General features: G+C 67.5%; 21 protein-coding genes and 1 pseudogene. 15 read left to right on the plus strand and 7 right to left on the minus strand.

The features are described 5' to 3' along the window. Nucleotides 1–143 precede the first annotated feature (143 nt). Entirely contained in the window at nucleotides 144–812 is a 669-nt protein-coding gene (locus CJ179_RS24320) for a TetR/AcrR family transcriptional regulator (protein WP_257015745.1), read from the plus strand. Beyond that, nucleotides 805–1773 carry a helix-turn-helix domain-containing protein gene (locus CJ179_RS24325; RefSeq protein WP_095863141.1) on the plus strand — a complete coding sequence of 323 codons (969 nt, stop codon included), beginning with the start codon at nucleotides 805–807 and terminating at the stop codon, nucleotides 1771–1773. Before CJ179_RS24320 ends, CJ179_RS24325 begins: the two co-directional genes overlap by 8 nt. A gap of 33 nt (nucleotides 1774–1806) precedes the next feature. On the opposite strand, the gene CJ179_RS24330 is transcribed toward CJ179_RS24325, so the two are convergent. From CJ179_RS24330 to CJ179_RS24345, 5 genes and pseudogenes are all read right to left on the minus strand, one after another. Beyond that, nucleotides 1807–3027 carry an MFS transporter gene (locus CJ179_RS24330; RefSeq protein ID WP_095863142.1) on the minus strand — a complete coding sequence of 407 codons (1221 nt, stop codon included), beginning with the start codon at nucleotides 3025–3027 and terminating at the stop codon, nucleotides 1807–1809. A 33-nt stretch (nucleotides 3028–3060) separates the two neighbouring features. Then, nucleotides 3061–3198, minus strand: a pseudogene (locus CJ179_RS52805) (ester cyclase); the annotation flags it as partial. A gap of 64 nt (nucleotides 3199–3262) precedes the next feature. Then, nucleotides 3263–3484 carry a nuclear transport factor 2 family protein gene (locus CJ179_RS52810; protein WP_257015746.1) on the minus strand — a complete coding sequence of 74 codons (222 nt, stop codon included), beginning with the start codon at nucleotides 3482–3484 and terminating at the stop codon, nucleotides 3263–3265. 47 nt (nucleotides 3485–3531) lie between these two features. Next, nucleotides 3532–5130, minus strand: a complete 1599-nt coding sequence (locus CJ179_RS24340) for an amidohydrolase (RefSeq protein ID WP_257015747.1) — start codon at nucleotides 5128–5130, stop codon at nucleotides 3532–3534. Between the two features lie 59 nt (nucleotides 5131–5189). Next, nucleotides 5190–6047 (minus strand): SDR family NAD(P)-dependent oxidoreductase, encoded by an 858-nt coding sequence (locus tag CJ179_RS24345; protein WP_083395639.1) that lies wholly within the window; start codon nucleotides 6045–6047, stop codon nucleotides 5190–5192. 165 nt (nucleotides 6048–6212) lie between these two features. Between CJ179_RS24345 and CJ179_RS24350 the strand changes: the two genes are divergently transcribed. The 5 genes from CJ179_RS24350 to CJ179_RS24370 all read left to right on the plus strand — a co-directional run bounded on the left by CJ179_RS24350 (nucleotide 6213) and on the right by CJ179_RS24370 (nucleotide 11704). Further along, entirely contained in the window at nucleotides 6213–6794 is a 582-nt protein-coding gene (locus CJ179_RS24350) for a TetR/AcrR family transcriptional regulator (RefSeq protein WP_072939089.1), read from the plus strand. 258 nt (nucleotides 6795–7052) lie between these two features. After that, nucleotides 7053–8501: an aldehyde dehydrogenase gene (locus CJ179_RS24355; RefSeq protein WP_072939086.1), complete on the plus strand. Its 1449-nt coding sequence runs from the start codon at nucleotides 7053–7055 to the stop codon at nucleotides 8499–8501. Nucleotides 8502–8558: 57 nt separating this feature from the next. Next, nucleotides 8559–9386, plus strand: coding sequence for a MoaF C-terminal domain-containing protein (locus CJ179_RS24360; protein WP_095863143.1), 828 nt, complete (start codon nucleotides 8559–8561; stop codon nucleotides 9384–9386). Nucleotides 9387–9474: 88 nt separating this feature from the next. Continuing rightward, on the plus strand, nucleotides 9475–10935 hold the full coding sequence (locus CJ179_RS24365; protein WP_095863144.1) for an APC family permease: 1461 nt from the start codon (nucleotides 9475–9477) through the stop codon (nucleotides 10933–10935). A 79-nt stretch (nucleotides 10936–11014) separates the two neighbouring features. Next, the gene (locus CJ179_RS24370) at nucleotides 11015–11704 is read left to right on the plus strand and encodes a response regulator transcription factor (RefSeq protein ID WP_072939078.1); all 690 of its coding nucleotides are present in this window, start codon (nucleotides 11015–11017) and stop codon (nucleotides 11702–11704) included. A gap of 85 nt (nucleotides 11705–11789) precedes the next feature. Here the strand turns inward: CJ179_RS24370 and CJ179_RS24375 are convergent, their stop codons facing one another. Further along, nucleotides 11790–12548 (minus strand): alpha/beta hydrolase, encoded by a 759-nt coding sequence (locus CJ179_RS24375; RefSeq protein WP_095863145.1) that lies wholly within the window; start codon nucleotides 12546–12548, stop codon nucleotides 11790–11792. A 371-nt stretch (nucleotides 12549–12919) separates the two neighbouring features. On the opposite strand from CJ179_RS24375, the gene CJ179_RS24380 reads away from it, so the two are divergent. From CJ179_RS24380 to CJ179_RS24415, 8 genes are all read left to right on the plus strand, one after another. Continuing rightward, nucleotides 12920–14281, plus strand: coding sequence for an NAD(P)-binding domain-containing protein (locus CJ179_RS24380; RefSeq protein WP_072939073.1), 1362 nt, complete (start codon nucleotides 12920–12922; stop codon nucleotides 14279–14281). Then, a complete protein-coding gene (locus CJ179_RS24385; protein ID WP_072939070.1) occupies nucleotides 14278–15615 on the plus strand; it encodes a TRAP transporter large permease subunit in 1338 nt (445 codons plus the stop codon). The genes CJ179_RS24380 and CJ179_RS24385 overlap by 4 nt, the downstream gene beginning before the upstream one ends. Before the next feature lie 20 nt (nucleotides 15616–15635). After that, nucleotides 15636–15911 carry a hypothetical protein gene (locus tag CJ179_RS24390; RefSeq protein WP_095863146.1) on the plus strand — a complete coding sequence of 92 codons (276 nt, stop codon included), beginning with the start codon at nucleotides 15636–15638 and terminating at the stop codon, nucleotides 15909–15911. Then, nucleotides 15908–16903 carry a cyclase family protein gene (locus tag CJ179_RS24395; protein WP_095863147.1) on the plus strand — a complete coding sequence of 332 codons (996 nt, stop codon included), beginning with the start codon at nucleotides 15908–15910 and terminating at the stop codon, nucleotides 16901–16903. The genes CJ179_RS24390 and CJ179_RS24395 overlap by 4 nt, the downstream gene beginning before the upstream one ends. Nucleotides 16904–16957: 54 nt before the next feature. Next, complete coding sequence (locus tag CJ179_RS24400; RefSeq protein WP_095863148.1) at nucleotides 16958–17722, plus strand: IclR family transcriptional regulator; 765 nt, start codon at nucleotides 16958–16960, stop codon at nucleotides 17720–17722. 85 nt (nucleotides 17723–17807) lie between these two features. Continuing rightward, complete coding sequence (locus CJ179_RS24405; protein WP_095863149.1) at nucleotides 17808–18593, plus strand: alpha/beta fold hydrolase; 786 nt, start codon at nucleotides 17808–17810, stop codon at nucleotides 18591–18593. A 90-nt stretch (nucleotides 18594–18683) separates the two neighbouring features. Beyond that, the gene (locus CJ179_RS24410) at nucleotides 18684–19118 is read left to right on the plus strand and encodes a YciI family protein (protein WP_072939544.1); all 435 of its coding nucleotides are present in this window, start codon (nucleotides 18684–18686) and stop codon (nucleotides 19116–19118) included. 99 nt (nucleotides 19119–19217) lie between these two features. Beyond that, entirely contained in the window at nucleotides 19218–20738 is a 1521-nt protein-coding gene (locus tag CJ179_RS24415) for a carboxylesterase/lipase family protein (RefSeq protein ID WP_095863150.1), read from the plus strand. On the opposite strand, the gene CJ179_RS24420 is transcribed toward CJ179_RS24415, so the two are convergent. Continuing rightward, complete coding sequence (locus CJ179_RS24420) at nucleotides 20671–21942, minus strand: MFS transporter (RefSeq protein WP_257015748.1); 1272 nt, start codon at nucleotides 21940–21942, stop codon at nucleotides 20671–20673. The genes CJ179_RS24415 and CJ179_RS24420 overlap by 68 nt on opposite strands. Nucleotides 21943–21953 lie beyond the last annotated feature (11 nt).

Here is a 21953-nt window from a genome sequence, read left to right on the forward strand (position 1 = left end):
CCGAGAACTGTCCATCTGGACAGCAGTGATCTATGGCACATAGAATGCACCTCGTGGAGAAACTGGTCAAGTGGACAGGGAGAAATTTCTTCGCAGGGTCCGGAACGGCCCAGGTTGGCGACGACCGAGTACAGAATCGGAGAATGACCACGATGAGCAGCTCGCAGGAAGACCCCGCCCGTCAGGCGCCCCGCTACGGAGAGGGCCGCACCGCCCTCCTTTCAGCGGCCGTGCGTGTGGTCGCCGAGCAGGGACTCCGGAAATTGACGTACCGGGCGGTGGCGCGCGAGGCCGGCGTCGCTCACGGGTTGGTGGCCCATCACTTCGGCTCTCGCGACGCGCTCCTCGAAGCGGCGCTGCAGTTCTCCCTGGACAACAGCGTGACCTCCATCAGCACCCGTCCGGGAAGTGGTGATCTCGACGCCGTCTTCGCCGGGTTGGTGACGATGGTGGAGAACAACCCCGACGATCAAGCCTTCCAGTACGAGCTGATCCTCGAGTGCCGACGCCGGCCGGAACTGCGCCCGTACGTCGAGTCGATCTACCAGGCGTACATCGATGGGCTCCAGTTCGAGCTCGAGTGCGCCGGGATGGACCCCGACCCCGCCTTGAGCCACCTGATCTATGCGGCCGCCGACGGCCTGGTTTTCCATCAGATCACCATCGGCTGCCCCGAGTTGACCGAACGATCCCTCACGCATCTGCGAGCCCTGCTCCAGCAGAGCAGATCCGGGCGAGGAGTATCGCCGTCTTCGTCGAAGCCGACGGAGCACCTGCACTCCGGTATCGAGGACCGAGTCAACTATGGGTGAGATCGTCGAACGTCGGAATCGATCCGTCGATCTCGACACGTTCCGAGCGTCGGTGATCGACAGCTTCGTCCCCCTGGAGACGTCGATTGCCCCGGACACCGATTTCGAGGGCTACATCCACGGCACCTCCCTCGGTCAGGTCCAGGTTGCCGAGGTTGTCGCGTCGGCGCACACCGTGCGCCGCACTCCGAGGACGATCCGCGCGAGCGATCCGGGTTTCTACAAGGTGGGGTTGCAGGTCCGCGGCTACTGCGTGCTGACGCAGGACGACCGTGAGGCAGCGTTGACGCCGGGTGACTTCGCGATCTACGACACGACGAGGCCCTATCAACTCTCGTTCGACGATCGGTTCCGGATGCTGGTCATGATGTTCCCGCGCGAGCTGCTGCGGGTCCCGCCCACAGGAATAGCCGAGCTCACGGCGCGGAGGATCTCCGGCCGCCAGGGCATAGGCGCGCTGGTCGCTCCGTTCGTCAAGGATCTGGGGGAGCGGGTCTTCGATACCGCGCCCGCCGTGGCGGTGCATCTCAACGACGCGGTCCTCGATGTGCTCGCCGCGGCATTTGCCGAACAGCTGCAGATCACCGACAGCCTGTCGCTCGAATCGCGGCACACGGCTCTCCGCGTTCGGGTCGGTTCGTTCATCGAGGATCACCTGTCGGATCCGGGCCTCGATACGGCGATGGTCGCTGCCGCGCATCACATTTCGGTGCGGCATCTGCAGAAGATCTTCGAGGCGGACGGCACCCCCGTTGGCGGGTGGATCCGGGAGCGCCGACTCGAGCAGTGTCGGCGAGATCTCCTCGATCCGCGACATTGCCACCTCCCGGTGGCCGCCGTGGGAGCGCGCTGGGGGTTCTCCGACCCGGCGCACTTCTCCAGGTTGTTCAAGACCCGTTTCGGAGTCACCGCCGGCCGCTATCGGTCTGCCGGCGGTGCCCTCGATCAGGCTCTTGACTGAAAGTGCTTGTTCAGCAGCATTGTTTGTTGTCGCCTACTCGACCATCTGCGGAACCGGCGTGGTGACGACAGGCGTGGCGATCCGCCGGGGTTGGGCAGCGATGATCAGTGCCAGCGACAGGACCAGTCCCGCAGCACTGACCGCGATCAACGTTCCGTATCCGCCTGCGCTCTCGACGAGGCGGCCTCCCATGAACGGGCCGATCGCGAAGCCGCCGCCGATTGCGATGTTGGCCAGGTTCACCACCCGCCCCGACCGGTCCAGGCCGGACAGGGTGGACATGATGTAGGGGAGAATGAACGTCCAGGTGAACTTGAAAAGGAGTGCTGCAATGGTGAACCGGAGCAGCCCGGGCATTCCGGCGAGCAGGCCGACCGACAGCGTCATCGCCACATACCCGACGAGGAGGTTGGTTCTCGTGCTCGGCCGGGAGCCCAGGACAGTGGCCAGCGCAGAACCGGCGATACCCAGGACGGTGGCGACCGACAGGATCGAACTCGAGGTTTCGGTGTCGATGGTGGATGCCGCGGCAACGCCGCCGACGAACGTCCAGACTCCGCTGAGGCTCACGTAGAAGGCGAGCACGGCGACGAGTCCGAGTGCGGCGCGCAGCACGTAGTTGCGCGTCGGTCCGGTCTCGTCGTTGCCGTCGTGGTCGGCCGTGACGTTGCGCTCCGGCAGGAATCGTGCGAGCGGGAGAACGAGGATCATCAGCACGGCGAGGGTCCAGTACACGATGCCGATTCCGAAGCTGCTGAAGAAGTGCGGAAGCACCGCCAATCCGATCGCCCCGAAGGACAATTGCCCCATCACCCACAGTCCGTACACGCGGTTGCGGTCGCGGGTCTGGGCGGCGAGCGACATGCACAGGACCATCAACGACCCGCCCGCGAGGGAGGTGAGAAAGCGTACGGCGAGTAGGGTGCCGTAGTCATCGATGTACGCGGAGCTGACGTTGCCGGCGATGAAGATCACGCCGAAGATCGTGGACATCGTCCGGATGTTGAATCTCTTCATCCACCACAGTGCGGGGATCGAGGCGAAGCTCATCGCACCGAGTTCGGCAGAGAACAAGTCACCCGTCTGCGAGGGATTCAGTCCCAGCTGAAGTTGGAGCTGACTGGCCACGGCAGGAGCCATGAGCAGGAGAGTGCCGACAACGGAGGAGAAGAGAACGATCAGTGCCACGCGTCCCCTGGAGTTGGGATCGGTGCTGTCGAAGGGGGTGCGTCGACCGTCGAGAGTGTGGGGCATCGGGTGGTCCTTCGTGATTGGGGGAAGTTGGATTCACTGCAGTCCGAGCTGGGTGAGAACGGTGAGCTGATCCCAATACCGCCGGGTCGAAGCGATCCGGCCGTTCTCGACCCGGTGGATGTCGCAGAAGGGAACCGACAGTGTGCGACCGGTGGGGCGGATGTCGTCTCCGTCCGGGGTCGGGAGGGGGCCGGTGTGGGTGCCGACGGCGACGAACTCCGTGACGACAAGACCGTCACCCCCCCGCGAAGGTCAGCTTCTCGCACGTTCCGTCGCGGAACGGCCCGTCCCAGTGCCAGTAGTTGTCCGCCATCCCGTCGTGGCCCGCATGGATCTCTCCGGTGGGCAGATTCGTCCAGGTCGCGTCGGGGGTGAAGGAATCGACCCAGGCCGCGATGTCTCGGGTGTTCCACGCCTCGTACAAGGCTGCGACGATGTCGAAATCGGGATTGGACACGGTGGGTCCTCCAGGATTGGTCAACGGTTGGTAGGGGTGTACTGCGCTCAGCGCTGATGAAGATCGGTGGCGGTCGATATTTCGGCGTCGAAGACGGTGCGCCCCTCGAAGAGGGTCCGCAGCACCTGCGTGGATCCGACGTGCTCGGAAGGGACCTCGAAGATGTTGCGGTCGAGCACGATCAGGTCGCCGGACTTCCCGGGGGTGATCGTGCCCTGCACGTGGTCGCGACCGACGACCCGTGCGCCGCCGAGGGTCATCAGATACACAGCGGTGGCGAGATCGACGGCCTCGTCTCCGCGTTGCAGCATGCCCTGAAGGGCAGGGAACAGGTTCGGATTCGGGGTGATGATCCAGTCCGAGCCAACGGTCATCGTGGCACCCGAGTCGAGGATGGTGCGAAATTTGAATGCATCGTCGTGCCCGGGAATGTCGAGGTGCCAGATCGCGGGCGACATCTCGGCGATCACGTCGAGCTGGCCGAATCTCTTGTAGTCGTCGTCGTGGATGAATGGGCAGTGCGCGATCTCGTGAGCTGGGCCGCGTGTGCCGTTGATCCGGCGGACGGTCTCGAAGGCGTCGAGTGCGGCGCGCACGGAACCCGCACCGGCGCAGTGAATTTTCACCGACAATCCAGCCGCGTCGAATCCGCGTAGCACCTCGGTGAGTTGATCTTCGTCGACGAGAATGTTGGTGGGGTCGACGCTGCCGTGGGCGTCGAGGTCCGCCTGTGTCATGTGCGGCGGCAGGGGTGACCCGTCGAGCCAGATCTTGATGCGTTCGGTGTCCAGATGTTCACTGGTGAACGTCGCCCGTTCGGCGATGGTGCGGTCGAGTTCGGCGGTATCGGCCATGCCGAAACCCTCCTCCTTCCAGACCAGGTGCGCGGCAACGTGCAAGTTCAGTGCGCCGTCCCGGTCGAGGTCCCGGTAGGCCGCGAGCGCCTGCGGAGACGCGGAGGCCTCCTGGACGGACGTGATGCCGTACCGATGGCACACCGACGCCGCCCAGGCAACCGCGTCACGATAGATGTCGGCACGGTAATCGGACATGGCGCGCATGACGGGCCAGCGGGCATGATCGACGAGTTCCCCGGTCAGCTCGTTCGTCCCTTCCCGGCGGACCAGTCGGCCACCAGGTGGGTCCACCGAGTCTTCGGAGAGCCCGGCGAGGTCGAGTGCGGTGGAGTTGGCCAGGGCGTGGTGAATGGTGTAGTCGTACAAGAACACCGGCTGATCAGGAAACGCTTCGTCGAGGAATTTGCGGTCCAGTTCTCCCGCGGCGAAGTCGGCAGGAACGAACTCGCCGCCGACGATCCAGGGCTGCACGTCCTCGTCGACGAGTTCGGCGCATCTGCAGTGACCGAGGTCGTGCACGATCTCCTTCGGGGAGCCACCCGGTGTCAGGCGGGCCTCGTAGCGAAACTTCAACCCGCTGAACAGCAGATGGGTATGGGCATCGTGCAGTCCGGGCATCGCCATGCGGCCGTCGAGGTCGACGAATTCGGTACCGTCCGGGGCGGCGTCACGGACGTCGTCGTCGGACCCGACGACCGTGAAGACGCCGTTGTCGACCAGAACGGCCTGCACCCAGGGTGCGGCCGGGTCGACGGTGTAGATGCGGCCGTTGAGCAACGCGGTAGGCATCGGTTCTTCTTTCCATCGTGGGTAGGGGCGTCGATTTGAGCAGTTCGCACTGTGGTCCGTCAGGGCATGGGGACGGCGAGCGAGAATCGTGGGTCGAGGGAGACGGTGCCGACGTCGACCGCGCTGTGCCCGCCGTCCACCGGCAGCACGGCGGCGTTGACATAGGAAGCGGCGGGGGAGAGCAGCCACGCAATGGTGGCGGCAACTTCGGCGGCATACGCGGGCCGAGGCAACGGGACGAGTGCGGAGGCGAGGCGATAGGCCTGCTCCGCGTCGACGCCGCGTTCACCGCCGAGTTGGGCCATTTCCTCGTCGGCCATCTCGGTGCGGGTCCAACCGGGGCAGACGACGTTGGCGCGCACTCCTCGCGGCCCGTAGTCGACGGCGACCGACTGCAGCAACATGCTCAGTCCCGCCTTGGTGGCGTTGTAGCCGGGGGTTCCGCCCGAGGCGCGCAGCCCGCTGACCGAGGACACGCCGACTACTGCCCCGCTGCTCCTGACGAGGTGCGGCAGGGCGGTGTGCAGCAGGCGGTAGGGGGCGGTGAGGTTGGTCTCGACCATCGCCGCCCAATCGCTGTCGGACAATTCGCCGACCGGCCCGGGGCGGACGACTCCGGCGTTGAGGACCAGTCCGTCCAGGCGCCCGAAGCGGGTGACGGTGCTCTCGACGAGGCGGGCCACGGCGGCCTTGTCGGTGGTGTCGGTGACGATCGGATGTGCCCCGGTGGCGTCGGCCACGCGCTCGAGGGCTTCCGCCCGCCGCCCGCAGATCGCAACGGACCAGCCGACGGCCGTGAGCGCCTGCGCGGTGGCAGCGCCGATCCCGCTCCCGCCGCCGGTGACGATGGCGACTGCGCCGGACGCCTCCCGGTCAGTGAGTGTGGCCTGCGGTTCGTGGTCCGCCGTGTTCGTCATGGTGGGGGCTCCTTCTGAGTGCCGAGGGCAATGGCGCGGTCGAAGCGGACCGCGAGCGAAGAGAGGCGAAATATCCAGATGGATAGATGTGATCAGTGGCACAAATATGCCCCGTGCTGTACAACTAGTCAAGTGGATAGATGAAAAGGATGTTGGAGGACACCGATGACCGCTGTTGCGTCCACACCGGGTCGGAGTTCGCCGATGTATGGCGAGGGCAGGCAGGCGCTGCTCGCCGCCGCCGTCCGTGTCGTCGCCGCCCAGGGGTTGCGACATCTGACCTACCGCGGCGTCGCCCGCGAGGCGAACGTCACGCACGGCCTCGTCGCCCACCACTTCGGCAGCCGCGACGCCCTGCTCGAAGCTGCCCTGCAGTATTCCGTCGAGAACAGCGTCACCTCGATCAGTACCCGGCCCGGCACCGGTGATCTCGACGCGATCTTCGCCGGACTGATCGGGATGGTCGTAGTCAATCCTGACGAGCAGGCCTTCCAGTACGAACTGATCCTCGAATCGCGGCGCAGTCCCGAGCTGCGTCCGCACGTCGAGTCTCTGTACGGCACCTATCGGCAGGCCCTCCGTGAGGAGTTGGCGCACGGCGGAATCGACTGCGACGAGGCGATGGCTCAGCTGTTCATCGCGGCCGCCGACGGACTGATCTTTCAGCAGATCACCCTTGACCGCCCCGAACTCAACGAGGCCGCGCTCGCGCACCTGCGCCGGTTTCTGCGCACGCTTGTCGAGTGAGGTGCGTGGCTCCGTGCTCCCTCAAATAGGTTCTGGTGACATGGTATTCGCCTCCGGTCGTCGTGCGTTGTCGCTTCGCCGCCCGCCCCGCCTCGTCGTCCGTCGGCCGTGGCGCTCTCGATTGACCTGTCGCCGCCGAAGGTGTGCGGGATTAGTCAATGCTTGTACGGACTTCGGCAATGCATTCCCACAGATCCCGGAGCAGAGTGAGACTCACGTCACGTGACCTGGTCACGAGTATTTCGAGGAGTTCTCACAATGGATGTGCGCGAGCAGTTGCTGATCGACGGCCGGTGGGTTCCGGCCCGGTCCGGTGCCGAGTTCAAGACCTACGATCCGGCGACGGGTGAGCCTCTGGGCACGGTCGCGGACGCCGGCGCAGCGGACGTCGACGCCGCGGTCGCGGCGGCGCGGCAGGCGCTGACCGATCCGGCGTGGAAGGCACTGGTGCCCGCCGCCCGCGCACGGCTGCTGTGGAAGGTCGCCGACCTGATCGAGCAGCACGCGGACGAACTCGCCGAACTCGAAACCCGCGACCAGGGCCAGCCGCTCGGGGTCGCGAAGACCGTCAGCCTCACCATGGCCGCCGAGGTCTTCCGCTACTACGCCGGCTGGTGCACCAAGATTGAGGGCAAGAACTCGGCGGTGTCGATCCCCAACACGATGCACTACACCCGCCGGGAACCGGTCGGAGTGTGTGCCCTGATCACTCCGTGGAACTTCCCGCTGATGATCGCCGCCTGGAAGCTGGCCCCGGCGCTGGCCTGCGGCAACACGGTGATCCTCAAGCCCGCCGAACAGACGCCGCTGAGCACCGTGTTCCTGGCCGGGCTGTGCGTGGACGCCGGTTTCCCGCCCGGAGTCGTGAACTGCCTGACCGGCGGCCCCGAGGCGGGCAAGGCCCTCACCGAGCACGTCGACGTCGACAAGGTGTCGTTCACCGGGTCGACCGCGGTCGGTAAGCAGATCGTCGTCGCCGCCTCGGGCAACCTCAAGCGCGTCACCCTCGAACTCGGCGGCAAGGCGCCGAGTGTCATTGCGCGAGATGCGGATATCGACGCAGCGGTCGCGGGGAACCTACAGGGCGCCCTGCTCAACAGCGGTCAGGTGTGTGCCGCCTACACGCGGTTCTTCGTCGACTCGAAGAGGGTGGACGAGTTCACCGAGAAGATCGCCGCGGCGGCGAGCGTGCTGCCGATCGGTCCCGGCATGTCGCCCGAGACGGTGATCGGCCCGCTGGCCTCGCCCGAGCACGCCGACCACGTCGAGCGGCTGGTCAACGCCGGGGTCGCCGAGGGCGCGCAGTTGGTGACCGGCGGCAGCCGCGTCGGCGGAGAGTTGTCCGGCGGGAACTTCTTCGCGCCCACCGTGTTCTCGGGTGTGCGTGACGACATGACCATCGCCCGGGAAGAGATCTTCGGGCCGGTGTTGTCGATCCTGTCCTATGACGACGCCGACGAGCTCGCCGCCCGCGCCAACGACACCGATTACGGTCTGGCCGCCTGCATTTGGACCAAGGACCTCGAGCTGGCGCACAACCTCGCCGCGTCGATCCACGCCGGCAGTGTCTTCGTCAACATGCTGCCGTTCCTCGATCCCGCCGCCCCGTGGGGCGGATTCGGTTCCAGCGGATGGGGCCGGGAGATGAGCTCCAACGCCATCGACGAATTCACCGAGACCAAGGGCGTCTGGGTCAACCTCGGCTGACCCGGCCCCGAACGACCCACCGGAAATCCCTCCACAGATTCAAGGACACCTGACACCATGAGCACCTCCACTACCTCGGCCTTCAGCTGGAACAAGGACGACTGGGCGTCGCTGAGCGAGATGGCCGACGGCTTCGACGAATACCGGCCCGCCGACAGCCGCGCCCTCGACGGCCGGGAACTCAGCCTGAACGCCCGCTTCGTGGATTCGGGTGACGAGTTCACCCTCACCCACGCATTTTCCGAAGGAGAACTGAGCTGGCGCACCGGCGAGCAGGCCGGCACCGAGACTTACGAACTGTTCGAGATGCAACCCGGACTGTTCTACCTGCACTACCGGCGCAGCGGCGAGGACCACCCGGTCGTCGTCAGCGCGGCGCTCGATCTGACCACCGGTCAGGTCACCGGCGCGGTCGGCGAACTCGGACTCGGCCCCAACCCTCACCTCGCCCGCCAGCGGTGGTTCCAGGGCCAGATCGCCGGCAGCACCGCCACCGCGGCCGACGCCCACGAGCCGACCGACGAGCTGATCGGGCGCCGGGTGCGCTACGCCTACAGCGGCGACGACGTCTACGACCACGTCTACCTCAACGAGAACCTCTTCACCTGGCTGTGCATCGGCGGTGCCGAGCTGGGAGTGGGGGACACCGACAGCTGCACCTACTGGAAGCTGCGCGAGAACACGTACCTGTTCTCCTGGCTGGAGAAGAACGTCGGCGTCGAGGGCATGGTCCTGGTCGACCTGAACGCTCTCCGCACCGTCGGCATCCAATTCGGCATCGACCAGCAGAGCGGTGACCTGGTCAACATAACCATGGGCTCGTACGCGCGCGAATTCGAACGCACCCCGTCCGTCGACGACGCCCGCCCCGGACCCACGGCCTGACGCGGATCCGTCCGCCAACTGTCAACCACCAACACGCCGCGACACCCACCCCGCACTACCCCGCGAATGTCTTTCTTCGGAGGCTCCAATGTCCACCCCTCCCCACCAGGCCGTCCCGCCGCAGAACACCGGTCACAACGAGCCCCCCGGGGAGGGGCGGGCGGGGTTGCGGGCCGGCAGGCTCGGGGTCGCGGCGATCGTGTTCTTCGTCGTCGCCGCAGTCGCCCCGATGGCCGCGATCGTCGGCGCCTCTCCCGTCGTCTTCTCCGTCAACGGCGTCGCCGCCCCCGCGACGTATCTGCTGGCGGCCCTGTTGTTCGTCGTCTTCTCCGTGGGGTATGTGACGATGAGCCGGCACATCACCAATGCCGGCGGCTTCGTCGCGTACATCGCGCAGGGATTCGGGCCACGACTGGCCACTGCCGCCGCCGGGCTGGCCATCCTGGCATACATGGCGCTGCAGGCGGCCCTGTGGTCCCAGTACTCGGTGTTCGCGCAACAGTTGATCACCGACAAACTCGGTGTCGACGTGCCGGCGTGGGTGCTGCTGTTCGCCACCTTGGCCTTGGTCACCGCACTCACCGTCCGCGGTGTCGACGTCAGCCTGAAGGTGCTGGGGCTGCTCGTGTTGCTCGAGGTCGCCGCCTTCGTCGTCCTGGACGTCGCGATCATTTTCGGGGGCGGCGTCTCGGGGAACTCGCTGGCGGCCTTCGATCCGTCCGCGCTGGTCGGTCCGGGGCTCGGTGTGGCGTTCCTGTTCTGCATCACCTGCTTCACCGGTTTCGAGGCCACCGTCGTCTTCTCCGAGGAGGCGAAGGACCCACACCGCACCATTCCTCGCGCCGTGTACACCTCGATCGCGTTCATCGGCGTCTTCTACGCCCTGACGACCTGGGCGCTGGGCAACTCAGTCGGCGCGGACGCCGTCCAGGCCGCCGCCACCGACGACCCGGCCGGATTCGTGTTCGCCATCGCCGAGTCCGAAGTCGGTGCCTGGTTGAGCACGGTGATGGAAATCCTGGTGGTCACCAGTTTCATCGCCATGCTCATCGGCTTCCAGAATATGCTCTCCCGCTACCTCTATGCGCTGGGACGAGCGAAGGTGCTGCCGCACCGCCTCGGTGAAGCCAACGCCAAGACCGGCACCCCCGCTGCGGCCGCCTTGGTAGTCGGCGTCGCGCTCGCGATCATCCTCGCCGTCTTCGAAGTCGCCGGCGCGGACCCGATTACCGTCACCTTCAGCTGGTTGCTGTCTCTGGGCACCGTCTCGCTCATCGTGATCCTCGCCCTCACCTCGGCGTCGATCATCGCCTTCTTCGTCCGCACCCGCCTGGAGACGAGCATCTGGAAAACCAAGGTGGCACCCGCCGGCGCACTCCTCGGGTTCGCGGTGGTCGGATGGCTCGCCGTGCAGAACTACGACGTCCTGCTCGGCGGACAGGGCGGCGTCGCACGATGGCTGCTGCTGCTGATCCCGCTCTGCGCGGCACTGGGATTCGGCTGGGCGGCACTACGTCCGGACATCGACTACCAGGCCGAACTCGTCTGACCCTCACCCCTACTCCGCCGCCCACACAGTCGCGGGGCGTGCCCCAGCCGGCACCCACACACCACCTCGGACATCGCGAATGACCTCACCGCTCACTCCTGCCTCGACACCAGCGATCATCCTCGCCCTCCCACCACACGGTGAGGCGTCACTCATCACCCGGCTCTCAGCCGACGCCGGCTTCCGCGTGATCCGCGGAGCAGCCGTGCAGTCCACGCCTGAGCGACCCGATGTCGTCATCATCGACTCCCGAGTCCCGTGCTTCGACGGCCTCGCGGTTTTACGGGACGTCAGAATTGCAGAACCGGACATCGGCATCGTGGTGATCACCGGACCGCAACCGACCGGCTCCGACAGCGTGTGCGAGTTCCTCGAGGCGGGCGCCGACGACGTCTTGATTGCCCCGGTTGTCCACGATGAAGCCATCGCCAGGCTACGCGCGTTGCTCCGGCGCCTCGCACCCCCGGCACTGAATCCGTCACACCCCGCGTACATCGCCCTGGATGTTGCGCGCAGGGCAGCCGAAATACACGACGCCCGAATTCTCCTGACCAGAACTGAATTCGAACTGATGGGCATCCTCACCGAGAACGCGGGCCGTGTCGTCAGCCGCCCACACCTCCTCCGTACCGTCTGGGGCTATCCCGGCGAAGCCCGCACCAACGTGCTCAACATGTGCGTCAGCTCGTTGCGCCGCAAGCTCGCATCGAGCGGCATCCCGCCCCTCATCCACACCGTCCGCGGGATCGGCTTCACACTGCACGCCTAATCTACGCCGGGCATCGTGCGGATCCGGAAGGGCGACATCGATATCGGCGGCCGAGCTGGGTGTCCGGCCGCCGATACCGGTCACGTCAGGCCGGTGCCATGCCGGCCCGGCGGAGGTGGCGGGCGAAGAACCGGGCCGAGCTGTCACGCTCGTACTCGGGCACCTGGTTGTACCCGCCCGGGTGGGCGTGCAGTGTCTTCTCCCTCGAGCCGAAGGCGTCGAACAACGCGAGACCGGCTCGGCGGTCGATGTATTCGTCGTCCCACGGAATCCGGTACTCGACCGGGACGGTGATCTTTCGTGCCGTCTCGATCAGAGCGTCGTCCACGAAGACCGCACCGATGCTCAGGGCGGCGATCCGGGGTTCGACCGTTGCCAACATCAGCCCGGTCACGACACCCAACGTCATGCCGCCGTAGCCGACGGGCGCTCCGGAGCCGATCTCGGGCAGCGCCTGCAGTGCGTCGAGGGTTTCCTGCCATTCCGGCACCGCACGCTCCGCGAGCGACGCGTTGTAGTCGATGACGATCGGGGCGATCGGCTCGCCCGCCGCCCGGGCCTGATGGATCGCGTCGCCCCACCGCTGATCCTGAGGGCTCCGCGGCCGGTCACCGTGTCCGGGCGCGTCGATGGCGGCGACGGTGTACCCGTAGGTGCTCACGCAGTGGAGTGCGCCGGCCACCAGTCCGGGCGCCTTCTTGTGCATGCCGCCGCTGTGCCCCGACAGCAGCAGCGGTGCGCCGACTGTTCCGGATGCGGGTGACCAGAGCACGCCGGTGATCTCGCCCAGGGTGAAGGTTCGTTCGATGACACCGTTCGACGATGCCTCAGAGGTGAAGTGCATGGTGTTGCCTTTCGGGATTGCCTTGTTGTCGAGGCGCTCCCGGCGACATCTACGTCGATCGCCCGGCCGTGAAGAGGGGGAGCACCCACCTGCGTACTGCGTTCATGGGTCTCACCTCCTCGCTCGAAGTCACGGTCCCCCGAACGTTAGCAGTGCGGGCGTCGTGCCCGCCAACCATTTTCCGGCCGCCCGTCGGGTCTCACGACCGTCTCCCCGCAATCGCTGACATGCCGAAATGGCGCGTGGCCTGTGGTGCCCGCGCCTTGTTCCATCCGACTTCTCGGGAGCTGTGGCGCCTTGACAACCACCGCCCTCTGTGACCACGATTACTCCATCACGTGATAGACGTTATCACGGTATGAGAGGAAATCATGAAGGTCGCTGTTCTCGGGCTCGGTGAAGCCGGAAGTCTCTACTCGTCGGGATTCCTCGCGAAGGGCTGGGAGGTGACCGGCTTCGACCCGGCAGACACCGCCACCCCGGCGGGGGTGCTGCGCTTCGACGCCGTCGCCGACGCCGTCCGGGGCGCGGATCTGGTGCTCAGCCTGACCAGTGCGAAGGTGGCCGTGCGGGCCGCCACCGACGCTGCCCCCCATCTGTCGGACGGCGTCTGCTTTGCGGACATGAATGCCGCTGCGGCCGAGATCAAGGCGCAGGTCGCCCACGTGGTCACCGCAGCCGGTGCCTCGTTCGCCGACGTCGCAGTCGTCGGCTCGGTTCCCGCCAACGGGGCGCGCACCGCGCTCGTGATCAGCGGCGACGGATCAGCATCGGCAACAGCATATTTCGAGGAACTCGGCGCCTCGGTCGAGGACATCGGCAGCGCCCCCGGGGACGCCTCGAACCGCAAGCTGCTGCGCAGCACGTTCATGAAGGGCCTCGGCGCGTTGATCGTCGAATCGGTCGATGCCGGGATCGCCGCCGACGCCGAGCAGTGGGTGCGTGCCCAGATCGCCGGCGAGCTGTCCGGCAGCTTCGCGGCCCTGGACCGGTTGCGGGACGGCACCCGCAAGCACGCCGCACGACGCTCGGTGGAGGCGACCGCCTCGGTCGAACTCCTCGACACGCTCGGCGTCCGCCCGGTCCTCACATCCGCAACGGCACAGGCCCACCGCACGCTCGCCGATGCGAACGGCCGCGCCGCCGACGAACTGCTCGACTCCTACGCCGGGCTCCCGGTCGCCAACATCGGCGACGCCCGCCAGCGCATGGGAATGGTCGATTCGGGTATCCACGCAATGTGGAAGGGTGCACGTATCGTCGGTCGCGCCCGCACGGTGTGGACCCGCGCCGGTGACAACAAGGCGCTGCACGAGGCGCTGGCGAAGGTGCAGCCGGGTGAGGTGATCGTCATCAACGGACAGGGCGACCAGAATCGGGCCCTGATGGGTGAACTGATCGCCGAACGCGCCCGCTCCCGCGGCTGCGTCGGCATGATCATCGACGGCGCCGCCCGCGACATCGACGTCCTGCAGGAAATCGGGTTCGGCGTCTGGGCCCGCGCGGTCAACCCGGCAGGCCCCTACAAGGACGGCCCCGGCAAGATCGACGTCCCGGTCGCGGTCGGCGGTGTCGTCTGCGCCCCCGGCGATCTGGTCGTCGCCGACGACGACGGCGTCATCATCGTCCCGGCCGCCGAGGCGTTCACCAGCCTCGCCGGTGGCCGCGCGGTCGAAGCCGACGAGGCGCAGCGCCGCGCCGCGATCATCGCCGCGCGCAAGGTCGCATCATGATCGCCATCTGGGCGTTGCTGGCGTTCATCGCCTCCATCGTCTTCTGGAATGCGGTCCTCAAACGCAACATCGGCGAGGCGATGATCGTCGGGTTCGTCGTCGTCGGTGCGTTCGCCGGTCGCGACGCCCCGAAATACATGTGGGACGGCTTCGTCGATTCGATGCAGGAGGAAGTGACGTTCGCCGGTTTGGCGTTCATCTTCATGAGCTTCATCCTCGCGAAGACGCCGGTGCTGGACCGGCTCATCGACATCCTCAACTCCTTCCTGGGACGGCTGCGCGGCGGCCCGATCTACACCTCCACTGTCGCGGGCGGCATGTTCGGTGCCATCGCCCACGTCGGGGCCTCGGTCACCGCAGCGGTCGGCTCGGTCACCGTGCCGTGGATGAAACGCTCCGGCGTCAGCGGTGAACTGTCCGCCACCGTCGTCGCCGGCTGCGCCGGCATGGGTGTGACCTTCCCGTTCAGTGCGACCATGTTCATCCTGGTCGGGTCGAGCACCGTCACCGGCATGATGGCCGCCGACGACATCATCGTCCCGCTCGCGATCGCCGGCCTCTGGTGCCTCGGCTACCGGCTGGTGCTGAGCTACTACCTGGTGCGAAAGAACGGCCTGCAGCCCATCGCCCCCGAGGACCGCATCCCGGTCAAGCGGAGTCTGCGCGTCGGCTGGACCTCGCTGTTGCTGTTCGTCCCGATCGTGATCCCGCTGCTGCTCACCCGCGGGCCGATCGCCGCCCCCATCGCGCACTACACCGACCTGGTGATGTCGAGTGCCCTGAGCCTGATCACCTGGATCCCGGTCCTGATGATCCTGCTGGTGCTCTTCCTCGGCCGCCGGCACCTGCCCAAGACCACCACGGGCTGGTGGAAGGTCCTCGGCGACGCGGCACCCCAGTTCGGCGTCATCGGCATCACCATCGTCGCCGCGTTCTCCGCTTCGGCGGTGCTGGCCAAGCTGAAGCTGCCTCAGCAACTGACCGCGATGCTCGAAAGCCTCAGCGCACCGTCCTGGTTGATGGCGATCCTCGTCGGCATCATCATCGTCATCATCGCGATCCCGCTGACCGCCTCCGCCACCATGGCCTCGGTCGGCCCCGTCGCAGTCGCCGCACTGGTCGGCACCGGCATCGCCGCCCCCGTGGCCGCGGCCGCCGTCCTGGTGTTCGCGTCCACCGAAGGCGCCTCCCCGCCGTCCGGCGCCCCGATCTACGTCGCCTCCGGCATCGCCCGGATCGACCCGTCGAAGATCTTCATGCCGCTCCTGAAGTACTACTGCGTCCCCATTCTTGGCATCGGAGTGCTCATCGCCCTCGGCCTCCTCCCCGTCTGACCCTCGCGACAGGACACGTCATGTTCCAGAAAAGCTTCTCCACCCTCTTCCGCATCAGCGTCGTCGCATTCCTGCTCGGCGGACTGGCGATCGTGCTCGGCCAGACCGTCGGCCTGATCCTCGGTGACGGCCACATCGTCACCCACGTCGAGGAACTGCTCGCCCCCTACGCCTACGGCGCCGCGGGCATCGCCGGACTACTCGCCTTCGTACTGTCGTACTTCCACCACGGCGGAGAGGAGGACGCCCTCGGAAACGAGGACTCTCCCGCCCGCGCCGCCGAGCACGTCGGATGACCAGTCCCGTGAGCACGATCGGCCCCGACTCCACCTACGCCGACCTGTGCGCCCGCACCGACGGCGCCCCGGCGGGGTCGAGCTGGGGAGTCTTCGACGACCCCGACCGGGGGACGGCGAATTTCGCCGGCCCCGAACAGGTCCGGGCCGCCGCGGAGCTCGTCCGCCGCGGAGCCGTGTTCGCCCTCGACCATCCGCTCGGCGCGTTCGATCCGCCGATGGCGCGGTCGCGCACGGCGCCGAAGCACACCATCGTCTCCGCGCACGCCGAATCCCGCGACGACCTCCTCGACGGCTTCTACCTGCAGGCCAGTAGTCACCTCGACGGGCTGCGCCACCGACGGGTGTCCGGACACGGCTTCTACGACGGCACCCCCGACGGCCAGGTCACCGAGAACGCCCCCGCTCTCGGAATACAGGCCTGGTCACAGAACCCGATCGTCGGCCGCGGACTGCTCCTCGACCTCGAGGGGCTGTTCGCGGACCGGGGCACCCCACTCGATCACGTTCGCGGACCGGCGGTCCAGGCCGCCGACCTCGACGCCGCCCTCGACCGTCAGAACACCCGGATCCAGGACGGAGATCTGATCCTCGTCCACACCGGCTGGGCGCACTGGTACCTGACCGCCACCGACGACCAGCGCAACGAGGTCCGCGCCGGCCGCCGCTCCACCGGATTCGCACAGAGCCGCGAACTCGCACGATGGTTGTGGGACAACAAGATCGCCCTGTTCGGCACCGACACCTTTGCCGTCGAGGTCCTGCCCGTCGTCCCAGGCAGCCCCTTCGCCGAGTCCGCTCCCGAGGACGCCGGCATGATGCACCAGGAACTGATCGGCAAACTCGGCGTCCCACTCGGCGAACTGTGGAACCTCACGGCCCTCGTCGAGGACAGCCGCCGCACCGGTACCTGGGACGCCCTCGTCACCGTGAAACCGCTCAACTTCGTCGGTGGCGTGGGTTCACCGTGCAACGCGACCGCCATCCGCTGACCGTTCTCGCACAATGATAAGTTCGATCGAAAGTGGGTCCATCGAGGAGGACAAATGGCGGTGCCGACCAACAACATGCGTTCCCTGGACCGCGCGTTCGACGTCCTCGGCGTCCTGCAGGACGCCAAGCAGCCACTGCGATTGAGTGAGGTCGCCCGGCATGCCTCCCTGCACGTCGCCACCGTCCAGCGCATCCTCGGAGTGCTCCTCGACCGCGGCTACGCAGCGCGGATCGGCGACACCTACACCGCCGGGCCCGCCGCGCTGGCGGTCGCCCACGCATTCATGGTCACCAACCCGCTCAGCGTCCTCGCCCAGCCCACGCTGCAACAACTCGCCGCCAACACCGGTTTCACCGCGTCGATGTACGTGCGGGTCGAAAACTCGCGAGTCCTGATCGCCCGAGTCGAAAGCGAACACCCGCTCAACTACATACTTCCCGTCGGCGAGCGCCTCCCGCTGTACCTCGGCGGCGCCGGCAAGACCATCCTCGCCCACCTCGGCGCCGAGGAACTCGAGACGATCCTCGCCGGCATCGGCGACGTCCCCCTCGCCGGCGGCGGCACACTGCGGAAGGACGAATTGCCCGCCCAGCTCGACAAGATCCGCAGCGACGGCTTCGCGGTCTCGGTCAGCGAACGCCTCTTCGGCATCGTTTCCGTCACCGCTCCTGTCCGGGCCGCCGACGGCACCCTCGTCGCCGTCCTCGGCGTCACCGGACCCACCGACGCCCTCGACGACGCCCAGATCGCGCACCTGATCCCCGAAGTCCGTCGCGCCGCCACCACGCTTGGCGCCCGGGTACCGGTCACCGGCTAGCGGATCTCTCCACCCCGCGGTTCCCGCGCGACCCGTGTGGGCGGCGCGGATCGGTGAGGACGCCATGGATCGTTAGGGTGTTGCCATGGAGCGCCGGATCGACGAAGCCGTGGTCCATTGGGTCGAGCACGGTGGTGGTGTGCCGATTGTCGCCCTGCACGGCGCCGGCGTGGATCATCGTGAGATCGAGGCGGCGATCGAGGCCGTCGTCCCGGGCACGGGGTACCGGCGGATCTACCCGGACCTGCCGGGGATGGGCCTGTCGACAGCAGACGGGCTGACCTGCAACGACGATGTGGTGACGCTGCTCGGCGACTTCATCGACGGCCTCGGGGCGGGCCCGGTGACGCTGGTGGGGCATTCGTACGGCGCCTATCTGGCTCGCGGTGTAGCCGCGCAGAGGCCAGACGTGGTGCTCGGTCTGGCGTTGTTGTGTCCGGTCGGCGAGCGGTCGCGGAACGTACCCGACCACACTGTGGTTCGTCGGGACGCCGATGCCTACGACGAACTCGACCCTGCGCAGTGGGCGGGGTTCGACGAGTACTTCGTCGTTCACACCCGGGCCACCGCTCGCCGCTACCGCGACCATGTGGTGCCGGGTTCGACGCTCGTCGACGAGGAGGCGCTCGGACGTATCTTCGCCGGGTGGGCGGTCGACGTCGGGTCGAGTGTGTTCCCGGGGCCGACGGTGATCGTGGCCGGCAGGCGCGATTCGGTCGCCGGGTACGCCGACGCGTGTGAATTGCTCGAGCGCTATCCGCACGCCGCCCTGGCTGTCATCGAGGACGCCGGTCATGCGCTCGTGCACGAGCGGCCCGAACTGCTCGCCCCGCTGCTCGGCAACTGGCTCGATCGCCTCGATCGAAAATAGTCCCGGAGACGATGTCGAGAACCGGTGATCGGCTCCGTCCCTGTGGTGAATGCGGCCAGAATGGGTCGCACCCGTACCGAGGAGAACATGATGGCCAAGTACCTTCTGCTCAAGCACTACCGCGGCGCGCCGGCGGCGGTCAACGACGTGCCGATGGCGGAGTGGACGCCGGAGGAGATCTCGGCGCACGTGCAGTACATGCAGGATTTCGCGACCAAGCTGGAGGGGACCGGGGAGTTCGTCGACGGTCAGGCGCTTGCTCCGGAGGGGACGTTCGTCCGCTACGACGGTGAGGGACGGCCGCCGGTCACCGACGGCCCGTTCGCGGAGACGAAGGACCTGATCGCGGGCTGGATGGTGATCGACGTCGAGACCCACGAGCGGGCGCTCGAACTGGCCGGCGAGCTGTCGGCGGCGCCGGGTGCGGGCGGGAAGCCGATCCACGAATGGCTCGAGCTGCGGCCGTTCCTGTCCGCGCCGCCGACCATCTCGGACTGCCACGGTGGATCAGGCCTCGAGGCCTGACGCATTTCGGCCGGCATCGAAGCCCCGTGGCAGGCTGGGGCGAGGGGAACCGATTCGGACGACCCCCTCGGCCTGGCCACACGAAAGGGGACGTCGCTGATGACCGTCCGTACCGTGAATACAGAGGCGGGGCGACTCTCCGGTGACCACACCGACGGGGTCGCCCGCTTCCTGGGAATCCCCTACGCGGCAGCCCCGGCGGGCGAACGCCGATTCGCACCGCCTGCCCCGACCGAACGATGGGCAGGGACCAGGGACGCCACCGGCTACGGCGCGACCGCACCCCAGCCGCAGTTGCATCCCACTCAGGCGTGTCTGGCGCCGCTGGTCGGGCCCGGATGGGTAACCGGAGACGGCAACTACCTCAATCTCAACGTCTGGACACCCGACCCCGGCACGAGCGGGCTCCCGGTGATGGTCTACCTCCACGGCGGCGGGTTCATGATCGGTTCGGGTGCCGCCCCGGCGTTCGACGGCACCGCGTTCGCGCGCGACGGCGTCGTCCTGGTCACCGTCAACTACCGACTCGGCGCGGAGGGCTTCCTCGCGCTGCCCGGTGAGATCACGAACATCGGACTGCGCGACCAGATCGCCGCTCTGCACTGGGTTCGCGACAACATCGCCGGGTTCGGCGGGAACCCGGACAACGTCACCGTCTTCGGCGAATCGGCCGGCGGCACCTCGGTCGCGTTCCTGCTGCACTCCCCGCCGGCCGCCGGCCTGTTCCGGCGTGCGATCGTCCAGAGCGGACACGACGAGATGGCCCGCCCGCTCGCGCTCACCGAAAAACTCACGAAGGCAGTCGCCGCCCGGCTCGGAACCTCCCCGACCGCGGACGCATTCCGAGCATGCTCTGCCCCCGACCTGCTGCGCGCGCAGGGCGCCCTGCTCAGAACCGCACCCCGCCCAGACCTGCGCGACGACAACGGTTTCGACCCGGGCCACGGACGCGCACTGTTCCTCCCCACCACGGGGGACGACGTCCTCCCCGACCCGGTCGGGGTCCCGAGCACCCACGCGCGCGGCGGCGAGCTGTTGATCGGCACGACACTCGAGGAAGCCAACCTCGGTTTCGGTGCCGACGGGTTCGCCGCCTTCGACGCGGACGACGCGGTCGCCGAACTGGCCGCCACCTACCCCGAGGCCGAAGCGCTCCTGGAACGACACCGTCTCCACGACCCGGCCGTGACCCCCGCGCAGGCACTCACCGCCGCCTACACGGACCTGATGTTCCGGTCGCCGAGCCGCCGCACCGCGCACCGTCACCCCGGCCCCGCTTACGTCTACGAATTCGCATGGCGATCACCACTGCACGGCGCAGCACACGGCCTCGACGTTCCCTTCGTCTTCGACACCACACAGACATGCCGCGGCCTCATCGGCGACGACGCTCCGGACGCCCTCACCCGCGCGATGCACCGAACCTGGCTCGACTTCGCAGCGCACGGGGATCCCGGCTGGCCCACCTACGACATCGCCGGACAAGCGATGAAGTTCGACGCCGACCCCCGACTCGGCGAGGACACCGCTCCCGACGACATCGGCGCCGGATTCAGTCGGTGGCCTCGTCCCGTCGGCGAGCAGGAAACACGACACGAACGGTCAGTGCGCTGCCGGTGAGGAGTGCTCCGACAGCGCACCACGGTGCGGCGAGGGGCCACCCGGTGGACGGCACGGCGTCGATCAGGGCGCCGACGGCGACGGATCCCAGCAGGACGGCGGCTCCACCGATGGAGGCGAACACGCCGTAGTACGTTCCGAGCCGGCGGCCGGAGGCCATGCGGGCAATCGCATCTCGTGCGACGGGCATGGCGATCATCTGGCCGAGTGCGAGCAGGAGTACGAACGCGGCGGGTGGAATCAGTCCGGGTATCCCGCGGGGTTGCGCGGGGACGGCGACGGCCATGACGGCGAAACCGACGGCCATGACGGCGAGGCCGAGGGGAAGCGCGGCGTGGGTGTGCGCCCGTTTCGTGATGGGGAGTTGGGCGGCGACGACGAATACCGAGGACAGGGCGAAGAACCAGCCGAGCGGGGATTGCGAGCCCCAGGCCCGCTCCACCTCCAGCGGCAGCAGCAGGTACAGCTGGTTGTACGCGACCAACTGCGTGCTCATCGCCGCGGCGAAGAGGAGGAACGGCTTGTTTCCGAGTACTTCCCGCCAGCCGTCGCGCCAGCTGTCGGTGGCGTGGACGCCGGGCCCGGACGGCAGCCACCGCAGGTGCGCGAGCAGGATCGCGACGAATACCCCGGCTGCGGAGAGGCACGCGGCCGAGAAGTCGGCGAGCAGCAGGACCGATCCGACGAGCGGCCCGGCGAACGACCCGATCTGCCCGCACACGTTGAACAGTGCGAACGCGTCCACCCGGGACCGTCCCCCGTCCTCGGTTCCGCCGGCGGCCGTGGCGAGCGCCGATTCGACAGCGGGCGAGAACAGCGCGCCCGCGAACCCGGTCAGGACGGTCGCGACCACGATCCCGGGCACGGACGTGAACAGTGCCAACCCGGCGAAACCGAGGATGCGGCAGACACAACCGGTGAGGACCACCGGTTTGACGCCCCAGCGGTCGGCGAGCGAACCGCCGACGAAGAACAGCCCCTGCTGCGAGAAGGTGCGGAGACCGAGCACGGCGCCGACGAACGCCGCCCGCAGACCGAGATCCTCGAACAGGTACACCGACAGGTAGGGCAGCACCATGAAGAAGCCGACGTTGAACGCGAGTTGGGTGAGGACCAGCAGCCGGACCTCCGGGGTCGCCGCGGCCAGACTGCTCAGCAGCGACCATCGACCCACGAAGCGCCGGCGGGTGTCCGTCTCCGTCACGAGTTGTCGTT

The sequence above is a fragment of the Rhodococcus sp. ACS1 genome, from assembly GCF_002300155.1.
Classification (GTDB): domain Bacteria; phylum Actinomycetota; class Actinomycetes; order Mycobacteriales; family Mycobacteriaceae; genus Rhodococcus_F; species Rhodococcus_F koreensis.

Coding starts and splice junctions, on each gene's coding strand:
- CJ179_RS24355 (WP_072939086.1), top strand. CDS start 7,053: ATGGATGTGCGCGAGCAGTTGCTGATCGACGGCCGGTGGGTTCCGGCC.
- CJ179_RS24390 (WP_095863146.1), top strand. CDS start 15,636: ATGTTCCAGAAAAGCTTCTCCACCCTCTTCCGCATCAGCGTCGTCGCA.
- CJ179_RS24330 (WP_095863142.1), bottom strand. CDS start 3,027: ATGCCCCACACTCTCGACGGTCGACGCACCCCCTTCGACAGCACCGAT.
- CJ179_RS24350 (WP_072939089.1), top strand. CDS start 6,213: ATGACCGCTGTTGCGTCCACACCGGGTCGGAGTTCGCCGATGTATGGC.
- CJ179_RS24345 (WP_083395639.1), bottom strand. CDS start 6,047: ATGACGAACACGGCGGACCACGAACCGCAGGCCACACTCACTGACCGG.
- CJ179_RS24410 (WP_072939544.1), top strand. CDS start 18,684: ATGGCCAAGTACCTTCTGCTCAAGCACTACCGCGGCGCGCCGGCGGCG.
- CJ179_RS24360 (WP_095863143.1), top strand. CDS start 8,559: ATGAGCACCTCCACTACCTCGGCCTTCAGCTGGAACAAGGACGACTGG.
- CJ179_RS24395 (WP_095863147.1), top strand. CDS start 15,908: ATGACCAGTCCCGTGAGCACGATCGGCCCCGACTCCACCTACGCCGAC.
- CJ179_RS24385 (WP_072939070.1), top strand. CDS start 14,278: ATGATCGCCATCTGGGCGTTGCTGGCGTTCATCGCCTCCATCGTCTTC.
- CJ179_RS24320 (WP_257015745.1), top strand. CDS start 144: ATGACCACGATGAGCAGCTCGCAGGAAGACCCCGCCCGTCAGGCGCCC.
- CJ179_RS24365 (WP_095863144.1), top strand. CDS start 9,475: ATGTCCACCCCTCCCCACCAGGCCGTCCCGCCGCAGAACACCGGTCAC.
- CJ179_RS24370 (WP_072939078.1), top strand. CDS start 11,015: ATGACCTCACCGCTCACTCCTGCCTCGACACCAGCGATCATCCTCGCC.
- CJ179_RS24405 (WP_095863149.1), top strand. CDS start 17,808: ATGGAGCGCCGGATCGACGAAGCCGTGGTCCATTGGGTCGAGCACGGT.
- CJ179_RS24325 (WP_095863141.1), top strand. CDS start 805: ATGGGTGAGATCGTCGAACGTCGGAATCGATCCGTCGATCTCGACACG.
- CJ179_RS24340 (WP_257015747.1), bottom strand. CDS start 5,130: ATGCCTACCGCGTTGCTCAACGGCCGCATCTACACCGTCGACCCGGCC.
- CJ179_RS24400 (WP_095863148.1), top strand. CDS start 16,958: ATGGCGGTGCCGACCAACAACATGCGTTCCCTGGACCGCGCGTTCGAC.
- CJ179_RS24415 (WP_095863150.1), top strand. CDS start 19,218: ATGACCGTCCGTACCGTGAATACAGAGGCGGGGCGACTCTCCGGTGAC.
- CJ179_RS24375 (WP_095863145.1), bottom strand. CDS start 12,548: ATGCACTTCACCTCTGAGGCATCGTCGAACGGTGTCATCGAACGAACC.
- CJ179_RS24380 (WP_072939073.1), top strand. CDS start 12,920: ATGAAGGTCGCTGTTCTCGGGCTCGGTGAAGCCGGAAGTCTCTACTCG.